This is a genomic window from Saccharopolyspora erythraea, from assembly GCF_018141105.1.
Classification (GTDB): Bacteria; Actinomycetota; Actinomycetes; order Mycobacteriales; family Pseudonocardiaceae; genus Saccharopolyspora_D; species Saccharopolyspora_D erythraea_A.
This window is the reverse complement of the sequence record NZ_CP054839.1, coordinates 3,035,316-3,052,943: the sequence shown is the minus strand read 5'-3', so window position 1 is coordinate 3,052,943 and position 17,628 is coordinate 3,035,316. Positions and strand designations below refer to the sequence as shown.

At 66.5% G+C, this 17,628-nt stretch carries 16 protein-coding genes; 7 read left to right on the top strand and 9 right to left on the bottom strand.

Going from position 1 to position 17,628, the window contains the following annotated elements; translation table 11 throughout:
* Nucleotides 1-71: 71 nt before the first annotated feature.
* From HUO13_RS14275 to HUO13_RS14255, 5 genes are all read right to left on the bottom strand, one after another.
* Nucleotides 72-1,028: a carbohydrate ABC transporter permease gene (locus HUO13_RS14275; RefSeq protein ID WP_211901853.1), complete on the bottom strand. Its 957-nt coding sequence runs from the start codon at nt 1,026-1,028 to the stop codon at nt 72-74.
* A gap of 33 nt (nt 1,029-1,061) precedes the next feature.
* Nucleotides 1,062-2,312, bottom strand: coding sequence for an ABC transporter substrate-binding protein (locus HUO13_RS14270; RefSeq protein WP_211901852.1), 1,251 nt, complete (start codon nt 2,310-2,312; stop codon nt 1,062-1,064).
* Nucleotides 2,313-2,508: 196 nt separating this feature from the next.
* Nucleotides 2,509-3,465 carry a LacI family DNA-binding transcriptional regulator gene (locus HUO13_RS14265; RefSeq protein ID WP_211901851.1) on the bottom strand — a complete coding sequence of 319 codons (957 nt, stop codon included), beginning with the start codon at nt 3,463-3,465 and terminating at the stop codon, nt 2,509-2,511.
* Nucleotides 3,466-3,878: 413 nt separating this feature from the next.
* Nucleotides 3,879-6,383, bottom strand: coding sequence for an alpha-L-rhamnosidase (locus HUO13_RS14260; protein ID WP_249124785.1), 2,505 nt, complete (start codon nt 6,381-6,383; stop codon nt 3,879-3,881).
* A gap of 305 nt (nt 6,384-6,688) precedes the next feature.
* Nucleotides 6,689-7,996, bottom strand: a complete 1,308-nt coding sequence (locus tag HUO13_RS14255; protein WP_211901849.1) for an MFS transporter — start codon at nt 7,994-7,996, stop codon at nt 6,689-6,691.
* A gap of 263 nt (nt 7,997-8,259) precedes the next feature.
* Here HUO13_RS14255 and HUO13_RS14250 point away from each other — a divergent pair, with 263 nt between their 5' ends.
* Nucleotides 8,260-9,057 carry a hypothetical protein gene (locus tag HUO13_RS14250; protein ID WP_211901848.1) on the top strand — a complete coding sequence of 266 codons (798 nt, stop codon included), beginning with the start codon at nt 8,260-8,262 and terminating at the stop codon, nt 9,055-9,057.
* Here the strand turns inward: HUO13_RS14250 and HUO13_RS14245 are convergent.
* From HUO13_RS14245 to HUO13_RS14230, 4 genes are all read right to left on the bottom strand, one after another.
* Entirely contained in the window at nt 9,047-10,075 is a 1,029-nt protein-coding gene (locus tag HUO13_RS14245) for a zinc-binding dehydrogenase (RefSeq protein ID WP_211901847.1), read from the bottom strand. The genes HUO13_RS14250 and HUO13_RS14245 overlap by 11 nt on opposite strands.
* Nucleotides 10,076-10,155: 80 nt before the next feature.
* On the bottom strand, nt 10,156-10,581 hold the full coding sequence (locus tag HUO13_RS14240) for a cupin domain-containing protein (RefSeq protein ID WP_211901846.1): 426 nt from the start codon (nt 10,579-10,581) through the stop codon (nt 10,156-10,158).
* Between the two features lie 269 nt (nt 10,582-10,850).
* On the bottom strand, nt 10,851-11,216 hold the full coding sequence (locus HUO13_RS14235; RefSeq protein WP_211901845.1) for an ABC transporter permease subunit: 366 nt from the start codon (nt 11,214-11,216) through the stop codon (nt 10,851-10,853).
* 196 nt (nt 11,217-11,412) lie between these two features.
* The gene (locus tag HUO13_RS14230; protein WP_211901844.1) at nt 11,413-12,276 is read right to left on the bottom strand and encodes a TIGR03619 family F420-dependent LLM class oxidoreductase; all 864 of its coding nucleotides are present in this window, start codon (nt 12,274-12,276) and stop codon (nt 11,413-11,415) included.
* On the opposite strand from HUO13_RS14230, the gene HUO13_RS14225 reads away from it, so the two are divergent.
* The 6 genes from HUO13_RS14225 to HUO13_RS14200 all read left to right on the top strand — a co-directional run bounded on the left by HUO13_RS14225 (nt 12,275) and on the right by HUO13_RS14200 (nt 17,508).
* On the top strand, nt 12,275-12,496 hold the full coding sequence (locus HUO13_RS14225) for a hypothetical protein (RefSeq protein ID WP_211901843.1): 222 nt from the start codon (nt 12,275-12,277) through the stop codon (nt 12,494-12,496). The two genes, HUO13_RS14230 and HUO13_RS14225, sit on opposite strands and share 2 nt — an antisense overlap.
* 252 nt (nt 12,497-12,748) lie before the next feature.
* Nucleotides 12,749-13,858, top strand: coding sequence for an NDMA-dependent alcohol dehydrogenase (locus HUO13_RS14220; protein WP_211901842.1), 1,110 nt, complete (start codon nt 12,749-12,751; stop codon nt 13,856-13,858).
* A gap of 124 nt (nt 13,859-13,982) precedes the next feature.
* Entirely contained in the window at nt 13,983-15,446 is a 1,464-nt protein-coding gene (locus HUO13_RS14215) for an aldehyde dehydrogenase family protein (protein ID WP_211901841.1), read from the top strand.
* 200 nt (nt 15,447-15,646) lie between these two features.
* Nucleotides 15,647-16,162, top strand: a complete 516-nt coding sequence (locus tag HUO13_RS14210; RefSeq protein ID WP_211901840.1) for a nuclear transport factor 2 family protein — start codon at nt 15,647-15,649, stop codon at nt 16,160-16,162.
* Between the two features lie 68 nt (nt 16,163-16,230).
* Entirely contained in the window at nt 16,231-17,085 is an 855-nt protein-coding gene (locus tag HUO13_RS14205) for a mycofactocin-coupled SDR family oxidoreductase (RefSeq protein WP_211901839.1), read from the top strand.
* A 60-nt stretch (nt 17,086-17,145) separates the two neighbouring features.
* Entirely contained in the window at nt 17,146-17,508 is a 363-nt protein-coding gene (locus tag HUO13_RS14200) for an EthD domain-containing protein (protein WP_211901838.1), read from the top strand.
* The last annotated feature ends 120 nt before the right edge of the window (nt 17,509-17,628 follow it).

Genomic DNA, 17,628 nt, shown 5'->3' with positions numbered 1-17,628 from the left:
CTGACGCGCGAGGAGCTGTCGCCCAACCCTAACCCGTGAGGTTCCGCCTCCGGCGCTGCTTTCGTGGATGGTCATCGTTCGTCTCCGTAGAACACCAGGTGACGGCTCAACGCGAAGAGCCCGGCCGCCGAGGCCGCAACGAGTACGAGCAGGCCCCAGCCGAGCGCGGAGGCATATCCCATGTCGAAGTCGAGGAACCCTCGCTGGTAGAGGTAAAGGGTGTAGAAGAGGGTGGAGTCGGCCGGACCGCCGGTGCCGTTGCTCACGATGTAGGCGGTGTTGAACGCCTGGAACGCGCTCACCACGTTCATCAGCACGTTGAAGAAGATCACCGGACTCAGCAGCGGCAGGGTGACCGACCAGAACCGGCGGGCGGCGCCAGCGCCGTCCATCGCAGCGGACTCGTAGAGCTCGGCGGGGATCTGCCGCAGACCGGCAAGATAGATGATCATCGCGGCGCCGAACTGCCAGACGTTGAGGATCACCAGCGTCCACAGCGACGTTTCCGGACTGCCGATCCAGGAGTGCTCGGTAGACAGACCGACCGTGGCAAGCATGTTGTTCAGCAGGCCGTCGCCGTCGAACAGGTAGCGCCAGAGGATCGCGATGGCCACGCTCCCACCGATCAGCGACGGCAGGTAGAACACCGCCCGGTAGACGGTCAGACCGCGCACGCCGCGGTTCAGGATCGCGGCCAGGAACAGCGCGAACACCTGCACCAACGGCACCGATGTCACGAGATAGGTCAGTGTGACCTCGAGCGAGGTCCAGAACCTCGGATCCTCGGTGAGCATGCGCAGGTAGTTGTCCACCCCGGTCCACTTCGGACTGCGGAGCACGGAGTAGTGGGTGAACGAGAAGTAGAGGGAGGCGGCCATCGGTCCTGCCACGATGGTGACGAATCCGATCAGCCAGGGGCTGAGGAAGAGATAGCCGCTGAGGTTCTCGTGCCGGGCGCTGCCTCGCCGGGCGGCTGGGCTGGTGCGGGTCGTGCCGGCGTCGGGTGGGCGGTCAATCGCAACGGCCATCGACGGGCTCCGTTCAGGCCTCGGACGAATCGGTCAGCCGAGTACGTGCTCGGCGGTGGAGAAGAACGCGTCGACGGCTTCGTCGACGCTCATCCGGTCGAAGGCGACGCGCTCGTACAGGCGCGCCAGTTCCGTGGTGAGGCTGGGGAGCCCTGCTGGATAGGTCGTCGTGGTGAGGTCTCGTGCTTCGGTCAGCGCACGCCAAGTCGTGACGTTTCGCTTGACTCCCTGGGGAGTCTTGGAGTCACCGATGAGAACGTCCTGGGCGTGGACGTTGGTCACGATGCCGTTGTCGGACTTGAATGCGAGTGCGGCCTCGGCGTTGTTGGTGAAGAAGTCGATGAAGGCCGCGGTCGTCGCGACATCGCCGCAGTCGGCGGAGATCGCGATCCCATTGGCCCCGAGGACGTTCGCGGACCGAGAGACCTCCGGGCTCGGCATGGAAACCTCGGAGATAGCCGTACCGCGTTCGTTGGCGGCCAGAACCTGCTCGGTGACGTGGAGGTGCGGGATGTCGCGGGTACCGATCGCAGCAGTCCCCTGCGCCAGCGGAGTGAGCTCCACTGACCCGGTCTGCTTCGGGATGGCCGAGGGCGGAACCGTGACCCCGTCGCTGGTCAGCTCGAGCCAGAGCTGGAACCACTCCGCCAGCAAGCTCTTGCCGAATCCGAGCCGGTCACCGTCGAACATCCGCTCGCCGTGGCCGACCACCCACGAGGTGAGCGTGAACATGTTGGTCGCCTCAATCTCGGTGGCGCGAACCCCGTCGGGCAGACCACGCTGCATCTCGCGCAAGAATGCGGCGTAGTTGTCCCAAGTCATGTCGCTGGTGGGCGCCGTGGCTCCGGAGGAGGCGACCAGGTCCGCGTTGTAGCCGAGGATTCGGACGAACGTGCCAGTGGGGATCATGTACTGCACGCCATCGACGCGTCCGGCCGCCAGCACGTCGTCGGGGATGTTGGACACGTCGATCTGACCGCTTTCGGTGAGGTCGTCGAGCGGTCGCAACAGCCCGGCCTCGGCGTATTGGGCGCAGAAGGTGCTCTGCATGCCGAGCGCACACGCAAGGCCGCCGCCCGCGGCACGCACCGTGAGCCCTTCGACGTAGCTCGAGTAGTCCGCCACCTGGGTTCGTATCCGCGCTCCGGGGTGACGGGCGCCGAAGAGCTCGATGACGGCGTTCACCTTCTTCGCCCGGGAAGGACTACCCCAGAACGCGTAGGTGATCGAGTTGCCGTGAGCGGCTCCCTGCCGGGTGCCACCGCAGCCGGCGACGGCGACCACGGCAGCCAACGTTGAAGCCGCTTTGATCAGGGTCCGACGTGACGTGGTTGCTCGCATGGCGCTCCTCCTCTTCATCGAGTGGTGCGGGAGCGGTGGGCTGGCCGCCAAAGGGGCCTCAGTGCCTACAAGCCGAGTACTCTACACGAGTAGACCTCGAGCGCAAGGGTCAATTGAAGTCAATTCGGCCACCCTCCCGCTACTGGAGAGCGTCGGCACAGCCGCAGGATTCGCGGCAGACGAGGTCGAACTCCTGGTTGTCCAGCCTGCGCAAGGTGCCACCCTCGGTTGCCAGCACGGCAGCCACGGCCTCGCGGGCGATGGTGGCGATGGGCTGATACAACGTGGTCAAGCTGGGGATGGCGAACTCGGCGAGCTCGGTGCCCTCCCCGCTCGCGACCGCCAGGTCGTCAGGCACCCGGAACCCGTGGTCGCGCGCGGCGCGCAGCAGTCCGACGGCCTGAGCATCCGACTCCACGAACACAGCGGTGGGCGGCTCGGCCAGGGCCAGCAGCTCGCCGGCCGCCACGTAGCCTCCAGCTCGCGTGCACGGGCCGTGCCGGATGAGCTCGGGCCGGCTCGGCAGTCCGCTGCCTCGAAGCGCCGCTGCCCACCCCTCTCGGCGTCGGCGGCTGGCCACGAGCCGCTCCGCCGCTCCAACGAACCCGATACGCTCATGCCCGTGCGCCACCAGATGCGCAGTGGCCCGATGCGCACCGCGAACGGCGACTTCGGGTCGATCGATGACCACCGTCGGGATGCCGAGCTCCTCCACAGCTGAGAAGTCCTGCAGCGGATCGACACTCATCAGAACCACGCCGTCGACCCGACGCTCGGCGAGGCTGGCAAGCTGCGCACGTTCCCGATCGGGAAGCCAGGACGTGGTGCAGATGAGCATCTGGTGGCCGGCCTCGAAGGCACGCTCCACGAGCTGCTGCGTGATGGCACCGAAGTAGGGCAGGCCGATGTCGGGGACGACGAGACCGAGGGACTGCGTCTTGCCGGTGCGCAGATTCCGGGCGACTGCGTCACGCCGGTACCCCAGCTCGGCGATCGCGGCGAGCACTCGTTCCTTCGTGGCCGCGGACACCGGCCTCGGCCCGTCGTTGAGCACGTAGGACACCACGGCCGTGGAAACTCCCGCCAGCCGAGCCACGTCGTTACGAGTGACCGCCACTAGTAGTCAGAGGTGCGGAATCCGAAAAGCAGACTCCCTTCCCCCCTCCCCCTCTCACAGACGTGCCTGCGACCATCCGCCTGCTACAGGCCAGCGCGTAGGCTTGGTTTGCCTCCAGTCTAGGCGCCACCGGACACACCCTCGACCCACCACGGTGGGATAGCCGCACACTGTAGTCCTCCGGTGAGTAGTCCTTTGATCCATTTGCGGCCAGCATCACCACTTCGGCCGTTGAAGCAGCGCTGCTTGCGAATCGTTCACGGCAGCGCACTGTTGATCGAAGTGCAGCTTCCGCTGCGATCATCGCGAGCCCGGCCAGGGCAGACTGCGGGCTACACCAAGGAGCTCGCATGTGCCGCCACAAGCGGCGGTTTGACATTCGGGTCGCACGTTCAGCGGTTGGACTTGGCCGGGAGGGAGGCCAGAGCCTTCTCGATCGCCTCGAGAATCCGCAGCGGGGCCTTGTTGAGCGGCTCGCGGAGCTGTCGCCCAGGTGTCCAGCGGGTCGTCCTCCGAAAGACTTCGCCGCGTTCGGGGTCGCTGGCACGGATCGCGGCGAGCACCGCCTGGTACGCCTCGATGTCGTCGATGATCTCGGCGAGGCTGGTCGACAGGCTCAGCGCACCACGCGACGGCGACGAACGCCGATGCTCCTCAACCCAGGTGTGGACCCCACTACCGATGTCGTAGGTGGCCCCGGAGGGGAGTTCAACACGCGCGGTCGCGTTCGGCGGCACCTCGACCCGGAAGTGAACCCGGTCGCCCACGCGCCACCACCTCGAACTCGCTGTGCCGTAAGGCGTTTCATGCCACGCCGAGGCATCCTCGAGATCAGCGAGCAACGTGGGAGCGATGCCGATGACCCGATAGGCGGGTTCCAGCGGGGCGAGGCCGGCGACCTCTCGGTGCAACCAATCCGCCACCGCCCCGAGCGCGTAGTGGTTGAACGAGGTCATCTGCCCCGGGTTGATCGAACCGTCCTCGAGCATGGAGTCCCAGCGCTCCCACACGGTGGTAGCGCCCATGGTGACCGGGTAGAGCCAGGACGGGCACTCCGTCTGCGTCAGCAGCCGCGATGCGGCATCGGCATGCCCGGTGGCGGTGAGCGCGTCGCAGATGACGGGTGTGCCGACGAATCCGGTGGAAATCCGGTAACCGGACGCGCGGACGAGTTCGCGCAGCCGCCTGCCCATCGCATCGCGCTGCTCGTCCTCGACGAGCCCGAACACGATCGCCAGGGCGTACGCGGTGGGCGCATCGGACATCATCCGCCCCATGGGAGTCACATAGGCATCGCGAAACGCCGCGGCGGCCCGGTCGGCGAGACCGGCATAATGCCGCGCGTCGGCTTCGCGCCCGATCAAAGCGGCCGCCTTGCCGGTCAGCTCCGCAGAACGAAAGAAGTACGCAGTCGCGACGATGTCGGCGTCGACCTTCGCCTCGCCCGGCCGCTCCGGCGGGGCATCGGGGTCGAGCCAGTCGCCGAACTGCAGACCGTCCTGCCACAACAGGCTTTCACCGCTTCGCGCCTCGATCACGTCCACCCACGTGGCCATGGCCTCGAAGCATTCCCGCAGCGCGTCGAGGTCGCCGAAACGCTCCCAGAGCACCGAGGGGACCACTGTGATCGCATCGCCCCATGCCGCGACGGGCTCGGACAGGCCGGGCACCTGCGGAATCACCGCAGGTACGACCATGGGGACGACGCCGCCGGCCGCCTTCTGTTCGAGCCTGACATCCTGGAGCCAGGATCGGAGGAATGCGTCGCAATCGTACAGAAACGACGCGGTCGGGGCGAACACCTGCATGTCGCCGGTCCAGCCGAGGCGTTCGTCGCGTTGCGGGCAATCGGTGGGAATAGACAGGAAATTGCCCCGCATGCCCCATACGACGTTGTCGTGGAACCGCTGCAGCAGTGCGTGCGAGGTGGTGAAGCCTCCGGTCCTGGGCATGTCGCTGTGTACGACCACGGCCGTGACGTGCTCCGGAGCGAACTCACCCGGCCAGTTCTCGACCTCGGCGTACCGGAAGCCGTGGAAGGTCCAGCGCGGCTCCCATGTCTCCTCACCGTCGCCGCTGAGCGTGTAGTGGTCCGTGGCCGCGGCATTGCGGAGCGGGCGCACGCCGAGCTCGCCGTTCTCCAGCACTTCCGCGTGGCGCAGGGTCACCGTGTGCCCGCGGTCGCCCTGAACCCGGATCCGCAAGCGGCCGACGAGGTTCTGTCCGAAGTCCAGGACGGTCTTTCCGCTCGGGGTGGCGAGAACTCGCTGCACGGGCAAGTGTTCGACCGCCCGCACCGGCGGAGACGAACGCACGGTGGGAAGCACACCCGGCGCATCCACGCCGGACACCGCTGCCCAGCCCGAATCGTCGAAGCAGGGATCCGACCAGTCCGGCACTTCCAGCCGGGCATCGTAGGCCTCGCCCTGGTAGATGCCGGCGGCGACGACGGGTCCCGAGCCGCAACGCCACGTTTCACCGGTGACGACCAGATCCTCGGTTCCGTCGGTGTATTCCAGAACGAGCTGGGCGGCTGCCGCAGGTGGCCCCTGGTAGAAACGGCGTGCTTCGTCGCGGAAGCCGAATCGTTCGGTGTACCAGCCTCCGGTGAGCACGATGCCGATCGCGTTGGTACCCGACCGCAGGTGTGCGGTGACATCATGCACGTCGGCGTTGAGCCGCCACTGGTAGCTGGTCCAGCCAGGCTTGAGCTCGGTGTCGCTGAGGGCGACGCCGTTGACCTCCACGTCGTACGCGCCAAGCGCCGTGGTGTAGAGCAGCGCCCGGCGAATGTCGCGACCGAGCTCGAAGGTGCCGCGGATCAGCTGCGGATCTTCGGAGCCGGACCCGACCAAACGGGCGTGCCACTGCCCCGGTTCGAGGGCTGCGGCAGTCACCTCGGTCTCCGCACTCCACGGCGAGGCGGACCTGTCCGCACCGTGGACTCGGACGCGCACCTGGGCGGTCTCGCGCGGTCGTAGCGGAGCGAACGGCCACTCGACCAGAACCGAGTCCCTCCCCTCGATCACGGCAGAGCTCGTATTTCCTTGCCGTGTGACGGCGAGCTCCGCTCGCGCCTGGATCCATCCGGGGATCGTGGTACTCGTCTTCCAGGACACGCGTGGCTCGGTTTCACCGAGGAACGTCTCACCGCTGAGTCCGACCCGCGGAGCGCCGACCGTGACCTCACTCGCCTCGCGCATCACTGGGCCTGCTCCGCAACGGCTACGACTGGGGTGCTCGAGCCCAGCGACTCATTCCCGGGGTCGCGCAAGCGGCGAATGATCACAGCCCCGATGAAGCCCGACACGAGCGCGAACGCCGTCAACAGGAAGTAGAGCCCGTACGGGCTCCAAGCGATCAACGCGGGCGTGAACAGGGCAAATCCCGCGGCGATGAACCTGGCGGCGGCCATGGTCGCTCCCTGCACCGTCGCCCTGGCGTTGACCGGGAACGACTCCTGGGTCCAGATCTTGTAGAGCGCCTCACCGACGAAGGGGAAACCCACGTTGTAGAGCACGAGAGCAGCGATCATCACCGGCAGCACCGTGCCACCGCTGACCGCGATCAGAAGCTGGCATGAGCTGAACACGACGACCCCGGCGACGAAGAAGCGACTGCGCCACTTCGTGTCGGCGATGCGCGTGAACACGATCGTGCCGACCAGCCCGATGAGAGTGGTCAAGAACGACAGGGCAGTCGCGGTGCTTTGACCAGTGCCGCCCACGGTGACGAGGAAGTAGGTCTTGAACGAGCCGAACGTGTTGGCGACCAGAGTGAAGAACACGTAGAACAGCGCCGTCAGCACGATCATGCCCCGGAACGAACCGCTCTTCAGCAACGCGCGCAACGGAAGGGCGGTCGCCACGTCGACGCCCTCCGCGCCGTGCCGGGCCGCCGCCTCCACCTCAAGGTCCTTGAACGGCGGGTAGAACGCGCGAAACGCGAACGTCGCGCCGCCCAGAACCGCAAGCAGGGCGAAGATCAGGCCGATGCCGAGCACCCCGAGCGTCGACACGGCGAACCCGAGCAAGGTCGTGAACACGACGCCCGCGGTCCACATGACGTGCGTGAACGCGACCAGCCTGCCCTGAGCACCCGCTGGCGCACGCTCGGAAAGCACGGCGATCGACGTCGGCAAGTCCGCCCCCGCCGCAATGCCGATCACGATCACACCGGCCACCAGCACGGCCGCGTTCGGGGCGAGCGCGATGGCGATGGCCGCTGCGGCGTACACCAGGATGGTGATCGAAAAGACGCGGCCGCGACCAAAGAGGTCGGCAATCCGACCGCCAGTCAGCGCACCGAAGGCGATGAACAGGGTCAACGCGGAGCCGAGGACCCCAACGGTCCACACGTCCAGGTCGTACCTCTCCTGCCAGAGCGCGAGCCCCAGACCGACGGAGATGATCGCTCCCGAGTCGAGGAAGGACGCCATCCCCGCGGCAACCGCGAGCCTCCAATGCCTACCGTCAAGCCGCACGGGAGGCACGGCAGTCGTATCGGCCATGGAAGACCCCTTCCCCGTCGAGCTACGAGATGACGAGTGTCAGACAGGCAAATAGAACGTTTCAAGCTGATGGCCTCAGCAACGTGGCACGTCACTGGCGCGACGTCAAGAGGTCAAACACGCCAGTTGGTAAAACGTTCTAATGCGCTGGTAGATCAAGGATCGCCACGGAGGCGGCCAGATGGTGCTGCTGAGTACGCGGAGCCGCCTTCGGGTGCTTGGCGCGGCTCCACGAATTCGTGGCACATGGCACCGCCGGCATCATGCCCTACTACGGCATGCCAGTCGGGCTGACCATCGACGGCGAGACGGTCGAGAAGGTCGGTTTCGGCTACAGCAAGCAGATCCTGACCAGGCTGCTGCGCGTGCGCCTCGGATGCGACGGCGCGATCATGACCGACTGGGAAGTCGTCAACGACAACCACGTCGGCGACCAGGTGCTACCGGCCCGCGCGGGTGGGGCGTGGAACACCTCGACGCGCCGGGGCGCATGTGGGAGATGGGCCGAGGTGGATGGTCGGCTTCGGATCAGCAGTGTCATCGACGAGTCAGGAATGAGTCCGTGCCATGCTGATCAGGAACCCGATCAGGGACGCAGCCGAGATGATGATCGCGATGCCGACCACGACGAGGATTCCGGCAGTCATCAGCACGGGCCTCTTCCGCCCGAGCTCGTCCGCGATCGCCCCGGCGATCGGGCTGATCACGACGGCGGCACCGTTTCCGACCAGGTTCGCGAGGAACGCGCAGACGACCTTTGCCGGCGTGGAGCCCGGAGGCGACACTTCTGCGGGAGTCGAGCAGCGTTGAGCCAGGTTTTCCAGCGATGTAAGGGTCAAGCCGTCGCGCGCCGGCATTCGAGCGATGTCGCCGATGAACGAGGGATGTGCGGCCAGGCGATCGCGCTGCGCGCGCGATGCACTTCAACGCGGGCTTCCAGTCCTCATTCGGGTCCACGGCAACCGCCATGTCTCAAGCAGGCCCTGGCGGATCATCTGCGCGATGTCGACACGCCCCGCTACATGGCTGCAGAGACCCCTGAAACTGCGGTCACCAGCTGAAAATGATCTTACCACTCAAAGCGGCGTCTGCTTCTTCGAGCATCGTTTCGAACTGAGCGATCGGGACCACCTTGTCCACCGTGGCAAGAAGGTCGATCTCGTGCCGTCGGACGAAGTCCAGCATGTCCTGCCAATCTTCGATGTCGTAGAGCCATGACCCCTTGATGGTCACCTGCTTCAGAATGGCCACAGGTACCGGCCCCACGGACGTTTCGTGGCCCAGACCCACAAGAACGATCGTGCCTCTGCGCCTGATCGCTGAGACCAGAAGCGCGTGGACGGACCCGACTCCCGTGGTATCGATGATCGCCTCGGGACCTTCCCCTCCGGCCAAGGCGTGCACCGCGTCGACCACGTCCGGACGTGAGCCGTCTACGACAGTTGCCCCGAACTTCTCGGCAACCCTTCGTCTCCCTTCCGAGATGTCGACACCGATGATCTCCGCTCCGAGCGCTTGGGCGATGAGAATGATGTTGAGGCCGACAGGCCCCAGTCCCCAGACCACGACGGTCCCATTGGGGAAGGAGAAGGCGTTGCGGACAGCGCCCCAGGCCGTGCCGAAGTTGCAGCTGAGCACGGATCCTTCCGGAAATGAGAAGTCTTCGGGCAGCGGGAGCACCTGCCCCACCGGTGCGAGGACGTACTCGGCATTCGAACCGTCGCGCCCGAAAGTCATGCTGTTTTGCGGATCCGTCGCCGCATGGCAAGCCTTGTAATCCCGCTCCCGGCAGTAGCGGCAATCACCGCAACCACCGACGTGGTAAACAACCACCCGCTCTCCGACGGTCGGCCACGTTACGCCTTCGCCGACCGCTGTCACCTCGCCTACCGGCTCGTGACCACTGAACGTTTCGGCATACGGCGCACGCTCGTCCTTCGACGCTCGGTAGCCGTGGAGATCCGACCCGCAGATCGACGACGTTCCGGATTTGATCAGCACTTGCCCCGGACCCGGCGACGGGGTGGGCTTTTCCACGAACGCGACCTCCCGGCCGCCGGGAAATGCGTAGCCTTTCATGAGCACCTTCTGACTTGTTCGATCCGGCATTTCACGGCCAGCCGCGGAGGCAGTCGAAAACTACATGCTTCCTCGAACGATCACGCCCGTCGATAACCTTCGAGTACGCTGTCATCGACATCGTCAAGGTTGACCACGATGTTGTCCGGCGTTCGCGCCGTGAGCCACACCAATTCCTCGGTCACGCTCATGTTCGCCTCAACGTGCGGCATGAACGGCGGGACGAACACGAAGTCACCCTCTTCGAGGTCCTCGTACTTCGAGTAGTTGTCCCCGAAGTAGATGCGCCCCTTGCCGGACAGCACGTACCCGCCGGTCTCCGCTTCACCGTGGTGATGGGGAAGCGACCTGTAGCCCGGTTCGTTGCTGACCTTGCCGTACCAGATCCGAGTGGCGGGCGTGTGCTGCGGACTGACTCCCGAGATCCGCACTGCCCCACCGGACTGACCCGTGTTCCGAGACTCCTGCCCCTTGCGGGTCACCACAGGAACGTCGCCTTCAGCCATCCCTGGCTCCTCTCCACTCCGACGCTGAATCAGGCCACGAGAACATCGACCCACCACCCAACATGTTAACGAACGTACGCTCGCTAGTCTACCTCTCATCTGCATCAGCGTAGGTTAGGACATGCGTACGACTGTTTGCCGAAGGAACCCGCGGCGTAGTGCGGTGGCAACCCGAGAGCACCAGACGGCGGTTCCGCGCGAGGACCGGATCGGCGCACTGCGACCTCGACGGCGCCCTTGCGAGCCCGGCGCATTAAGCAACAGCGCTCTCACTTCGATCCCGTGCCCGCGATGCCCTGCACGAACTGCCGCTGGAACACCAGGAACACGATCAGCACCGGCAGCACGGCGATCGTCGTGATGGCCAGGATTGTGCCCCACGGCGTGGAGAACAGGTCACCGCCCTGCAGCGAGGCGAGCCCGACGGGAAGCGTGAGCACGTCATCGCCCTGCAGGATGACGAACGGCCACAGGAACTCGTTCCACCGCGCCGTCACCGCGAGGACCGCGAGAACCGCAACCAGCGGACCGGACAGCGGCAGGACGATCCTGCAGAACGTGCGGATCTCGCCGGCCCGTAGCCGGAACTCGGGACTGGGCGCCTGACCGTTCGGGGTGAGCGAGGTGACGATCATTTAGAGAAACGGAAACAGCATCACGCGCGCAGGGCACTGCCTGGTCCAGCATATGCGGCGCGACCTGGTTCTCGGCATGCTGGCACGACACTGGCGAACGAGACTTTCGTCGAACCCGCCAGACTCACCTCAGTGAATCGGGGCGTCGCTGCCGAGGCTGCGAGCGGTTCCGGGTCCCCGGACTTGTCCGAGGTTGTCAGCCGTTGAATGCGGCGACCACTCTGGCCACGGCCTCGAGGTTCGCCATGCCGCCGGAGGGACTGTTGGCGGGATCGACCCAGAGGGCGGCTCGCTCGACACCCTGCGCGGCGTACCGCTCGAGAACAGCGGGATCCGGCGGCGCGGAGGCCACGGCGATGCTGATCGAGTCGCGGTCCCGGCCCACTTCATCGACGATCTCCCAGAACTTGGGGATCGACGACTCCAGGGTGGGGTCGTGAGGCGGGGGCACGACGTACCAGGCGTCAGCCCATTCCGCGGCATGCCGCATCGTGGTGGGGCCGGCGCCTCCGAGATAGATCCTGGGGCCACGCGGCTGCTTCGGCTTGGGCCACGACCAGCTCCGCGCGAGCGACGCCTCCACACCGTCGTAGCTGGCTTCCTCCTGGGTCCAGAGGGCCTGCATAACCTTCACCTTGTCGCGAATGATGCTGAACCTCTTCTTCCACACGACTCCGTGGGCCTCCGCCTCCTCCTGGTTCCACCCGAAGCCGATACCGCAGACCAGTCGCCCGCTGGAGAGGAAGTCCAGAGTGGCGAGCTGCTTGGCCTTGGAGATCGCGTCGTGCTGCGCCAGCAGGCAGATGCCGGTACCCAGGGTCAGCGTCTCGGTGTTGGCGGCGATCGCCGAGAGCGTGACGACCTGGTCGAGGGTGTGGAGGTAGAACGACGGCAGCTCGTCACCCCCGTAGGCAGCCGGGTAGGGCGTCTTGCGGGAAACGGGGAAGTGGGTGTGCTCGGGCAGGAACAAGGATTCGAACTGGTAACCCTCCGCCGCCTGCGCGAACTCGACCGGGTCAGGCCCGTCGTCGGTGAAGAAGTAGACAGCGCCAAGCTTCATGATCGTGGCCTTCCAGGCATTTTCAGGTCCCGTGCGTCAGTTGACGTCTTCTACGGTCTCCGCCGACAACGCCATCGGGGCCGGCGGCAAGCGCGAGGTGCTCCTAGGGAAAGCTGGGCGCATCCGGGACAGCGATCCGGCGTTCTCGGCGGTCGAGCCGCAGACCGAGGCCATACGCGCGACAGCAGCGCGGCGAACGTTCGATCGTTCGCGAGATTAGTTACGGCGGCCCCTGCGGGTCAAGGCCCGCGGTCACCACATCCTCACAAACACGTACTCATGCCACATTCGCGCGCCGAAGACCAGCGCACACTCCACCCGAGGACGAAATCCGACGGCAGACTTGAAAAACGAGCGACCGTTCGTCTAGCTTCGAATGCCACGCCACTCGGCTTGTCCGGCCACCGCCCCTCTCTGGTGGGGGCACGGGCGCGCCCGGTGCTCATCGTGGAGAACCGGAGGGAGCAGGACTGTGAAGACCAAGGCCGCCGTGATGTGGCAGAGCACGGGGAACTTCGAGATCACTGAGCTGGAGCTCGACCCTCCGGAAGAGGGCGAGGTCCTGGTCCGCTATGACTTCGCGGGGCTGTGCCATTCCGACGAGCACCTGCGGCACGGTGACCTGGTGATCGAGCCTCCGATGGTGGGCGGTCACGAGGGCGCCGGCGTGGTCGAGGAGGTCGGGCCGGGAGTGACGCACATCAAGCCGGGCGACCACTTCATCAGTTCCTGGATGCCACAGTGCGGGCGATGCCGGTTCTGCCTGATGGGCAAGTCGAACCTCTGCGACAACGGCGCGTTCCTGATGCAGGGCACCATGCTCGACGGCACCCAGCGACTGCACGGTCGTGGGAAGGGCATGGGCGGGGTCGACCTGCTCGGCACGTTCTCCCAGTGGAACGTCATCCCCGACTCCTCGCTGGTGGTCGTCGAGCCCGACGTGCCGCTCGACGTGCTTGCGATCGCCGCGTGCGGCGTCCCCACCGGCTGGGGCTCGGCGGTCTACGCCGCCGACACCCGTCCCGGGGACACCACCGTGGTCTACGGGATCGGCGGAATCGGCATCAACGCGGTGCAGGGCGCGGCGCACGCCGGCGCGGAGCTGGTCGTCGCGGTGGACCCGGTGGAGTTCAAACGCGAGATGGCGCTGAAGCTGGGCGCCACCCACGCGTTCGCCTCCGCAGCCGAAGCCCACGAGTTCGTGTGGAGCCAGACCCGCGGTCAGGGAGCCGACGCCTGCATCGTCACCGTAGGCCTGGTCGAGCCGCAGGTCGTCACCGACGCCTTCGCACTGGTCCGCAAGGCAGGCACGGTGGTGGTGACCGCGCTGGCCAACCCGGACACCAAGTTGGCCATCCCGAGTCTCGAACTGACCCTCTACGAGAAGCGACTCGTCGGCAGCCTCTTCGGCTCCGGCGCCCCGCACCTGGACATCAAGAAGATCGTCAAGCTCTACCAGAACGGCCAGTTGCGCCTCGACGAGCTGATCACCAACCGGTACTCGCTCGAGGACGTCAACCAGGGCTACGACGACCTGCTCGCCGGCAAGAACATCCGCGGAGTTCTCACCATCGACCACTGACGTCGAGGCCGCGCGATCGCCTCCGGCCAACTGCGCCGACTCGGGGACCAAACCGGTTGCGACGACGGCGCCCGTGACATGGCCTCCCAACGGCACCTCCCCCAGCGATCGACAAGGAGTGCACATGCCCGAGACCGGCGTGAGCCGACACCAACTGCTGATCGACGGAAAGTGGGTCGACCCCGTCGACGGGGCGCACATCGACACCCACGACCCTTCGACCGGGCAGAAGCTGGCCGAGCTGGCCGCCGCCGGACCGTGGGACGTCGACCTAGCGGTGCAGTCCGCGCGCCGGGCCTTCGACGACGGCCTGTGGCGGCGCATGCCCGCAGAAGCCCGCGCCCGCCTGCTGCACCGCTTCGCCGACCTGATCGAAGAACACGCCGACGAGCTGGCCTCTATCGACACCCGCGACTGCGGAAAGCCGTATGCGTTCATCCGCAACGTCGACCTGCCCAACATGGCCGACCTCGTGCGCTACATGGCCGGATGGGCCACCAAGCTCGAAGGCCGCACGATCCCGCTCTCCCGGCAGGACCCCACCGCCTACCTCTCCTACACCCGCCGCCAACCGGTCGGAGTGGTGGCGCAGGTGATCCCGTGGAACGGGGCCGTGCTGGCCGCAACCTGGAAGCTCGCCCCGGCCCTGGCCGCGGGATGCACGGTGGTACTCAAGCCGGCCGAGCTCGCCTCACTCGGTCCGCTCCGCCTGGCCGAGCTCGCGGTCGAGGCCGGGCTACCCGACGGCGTCGTCAACGTCATCACGGGCACCGGCGCCGACGCCGGCGCACCGCTGGTGGCACACCCGCAGGTCGACAAGGTGGCGTTCACGGGGTCGGTCGAGACCGGGAAGGGCATCGTCGCAGCAGCGGCGCAGAACCTCACCAAGCTCACCCTCGAGCTCGGAGGCAAGTCCCCGGCCGTGATCTACGACGACGCCGATCTCGACCTCGCCGTCGACGGCGCGCTCGCCGCCGTCCTCTACGCCCAGGGTGAGGCCTGCACCGCCGGGTCACGTCTGTACGTGCAGCGGCCGGTGCACGACGAGGTCCTTTCCCGCATCGAGGCGGCCGTGCCGAAGCTACGCCTGGGCGAAAGCTCCGACCCAGACGTCGTCGTCGGCCCCCTGGTCTCCGAGCGGCAGCGTTCCAAGGTGATCTCCTTCGTCGACGGCGCTGTCGGTGACGGCGCTGAGGTGATCGCCGGCGGAGCAACCGCCCGAGACCCCGGTTACTTCCTCGAGCCAACCGTTCTCGGCGGCGTCCACGACCAGATGACCGTCGCTCGCGAGGAAATCTTCGGACCGGTCGTCTCCGTCATGGCCTTCGACGACGAAGCCGAGGTGATCCGCCGCGCGAACGACACCACCTTCGGCCTCGCCGCAGGGGTGTGGACCACCAACGTCGCCCGAGCCCACCGCTTCGCCAACGCCGTGAACGCCGGGGCGGTCTGGGTGAACTGCTACAACGTCTTCGACGCCGCCCTGCCGTTCGGCGGGTTCAAGCGATCCGGCTGGGGCAAGGAGATGGGCGAGGAAGCCCTCGACGGCTACCTGCAGAGCAAGGCCGTCACCCTCGCCATCAGCTGAGACCCCGATCGACTCGAACCCACCATCCGAGAGCAGGAAATTCCCCTCGGGCGGTGGGTTCGCCCACGAACTGAACTGTCCATGTCGGACATTCACACGAACTCCGCTCGTGAAGCCAACCGGGACAGCCACGCGACTATCCGCGACTACCGGTCGCGCCACAACGACGCACCGGCCCGCAGACAGGAGGCAGCACTGCAATGAGCACTACGCCCCACACTGTCAGCGACCTCGCTGACGTCGACCGCCGACTCACCCGGCTCGAGGACATCCACGCGATCGAACAGCTCAAGTACCGCTACGCCGCCTACTGCGACGACAACTACGACCCCGACGGCATCGCAAGCTGCTTCGTCGAGGACGGCCGCTGGGTCGTCGACGGTGAGGGCGGCTCGATGGTCGGCCACGAAGAGATCAAGACCCACTTCCGGGCTCTCTCGGGCAAGATCAGCTGGGCGCTGCACCACGTGCTCAACCCCCGCGTCGAACTCAGCGATGACGGGCAGAGGGCCACCGGCACCTTCTACCTGCTCTGCTTGTGCACCATCGAAAGCGTCGACAACCCCGCCGAGAAAGACCCGGTCATCCTCACCATCCGCTACACCGACCAGTTCGTGAAGCGGGACGGATCCTGGTACTTCCAGGAGTTGCTCGGCAAGACCCACCAGGTGTCCAACTGGGAGCAGGGGTGGGTCAAGCAGCCCTTGCGCGGATGAGCCGTCCCGGACACACGAGCTCGGACCGCGAGACCCACGCCAGCTCCACGGAAAGAAAGGGGCACGCCATGACCGGGACCAGTCAGCGCCGCGTCGCCGGCAAGATCGCACTAGTCACCGGGGCCGCGCGCGGCCAGGGACGCTCACACGCGGTCACCCTCGCCGAGCACGGTGCCGACGTCATCCTCGTCGACGCCGTACGCACGATCGACACCATCGGCTACTCGATGCCAACCCCGGACGACCTCAAGGACACCGCCCGGGCCGTGGAGGCCCTCGACCGCCGCGCGGTGGTCATCGAGGCCGACGTCCGGGACGATGAACTCGGATCGCTGGTCGGCGACGCGGTTGCCGAGCTCGGCGGGCTGGACGTCGTCGTCGCCAACGCCGGCGTGGTCGGCTCGCCCAAGCCCTCCTGGGAGCTCAGCCGTGACGAATGGTCCGCCGTCGTCGACATCAACCTCACGGGTGTCTGGCAGACCACCAAGGCCTCGGTGCCGCACCTGATCGCCGACGGGCGCGGCGGCTCGATCATCGCGATCAGTTCGATCGCAGGACTGCGCGGAATTCCGAACGTCGCCCAGTACTGCGCGGCCAAGCACGGTGTCGTCGGACTCGCGACCGCGCTGGCCAACGAGGTCGCCGAGCACCGAATCCGGGTCAACACCATTCACCCCACCAACGTGCGCACCCCGATGATCGACAACCCCGTGACGGCGAAGGTCTTCCGGCCCGATCTCGAGGAACCCACGCTCGATGACAGCAGCGATGTGCTGCGCCGCATCAACATGCTGCCGGTGCCTTGGGTGGAGTCGGCGGACATCTCCCAGGCCGTGCTGTGGCTGGCCTCCGACGAGTCCCGCTACGTCACGGGCGCCGCGGTGCCGGTCGACGCCGGAATGCTCAGCAATTACGCCGGCTGAACCAGCGTCGTCGGCACACATGCGGCGGCAACCCACTCAACGACGAGCGAAGGGACCACCATGGCACGCAGCAGCAAGCCCGTCCGGACCATCGCCCTGTTCAGCCGCAAGCCGGGCATGTCGTTCGCACAGTTCGACGAGTACTGGCGCGAAAAGCACGCTCCGCTCGCCGCACAGGTACCAGGCGTCATCCGCTACGTGCAGCGCCACATCGTCCCGCAGAGCGATCAGGCGGAGCCGGACAACGGCTTCGGCATCGACGGGTTCGCCGTGCTCGACTACGAAAGCGCTGAGGCCATGACCGCCGGTTGGGCGTCGGAAGCCGGCCAGCGCGCCCTCGCCGACACCGAGAACTTCATCGGTGAGCACCACGTCGTCGTGCTCGAAGACCTCGTCGTGATCGATCACGAGGACAACGGCTGACCACAACGGCACCCCGGCTTTCAACGCAGGCGACACCCACCTCGTGGACGTGGGTGTCGCCTGCGTCTCCACAGCAGCTGCCGGTTCAGCGTCCTCGCGGTCGTCGACTGCGAGGACACT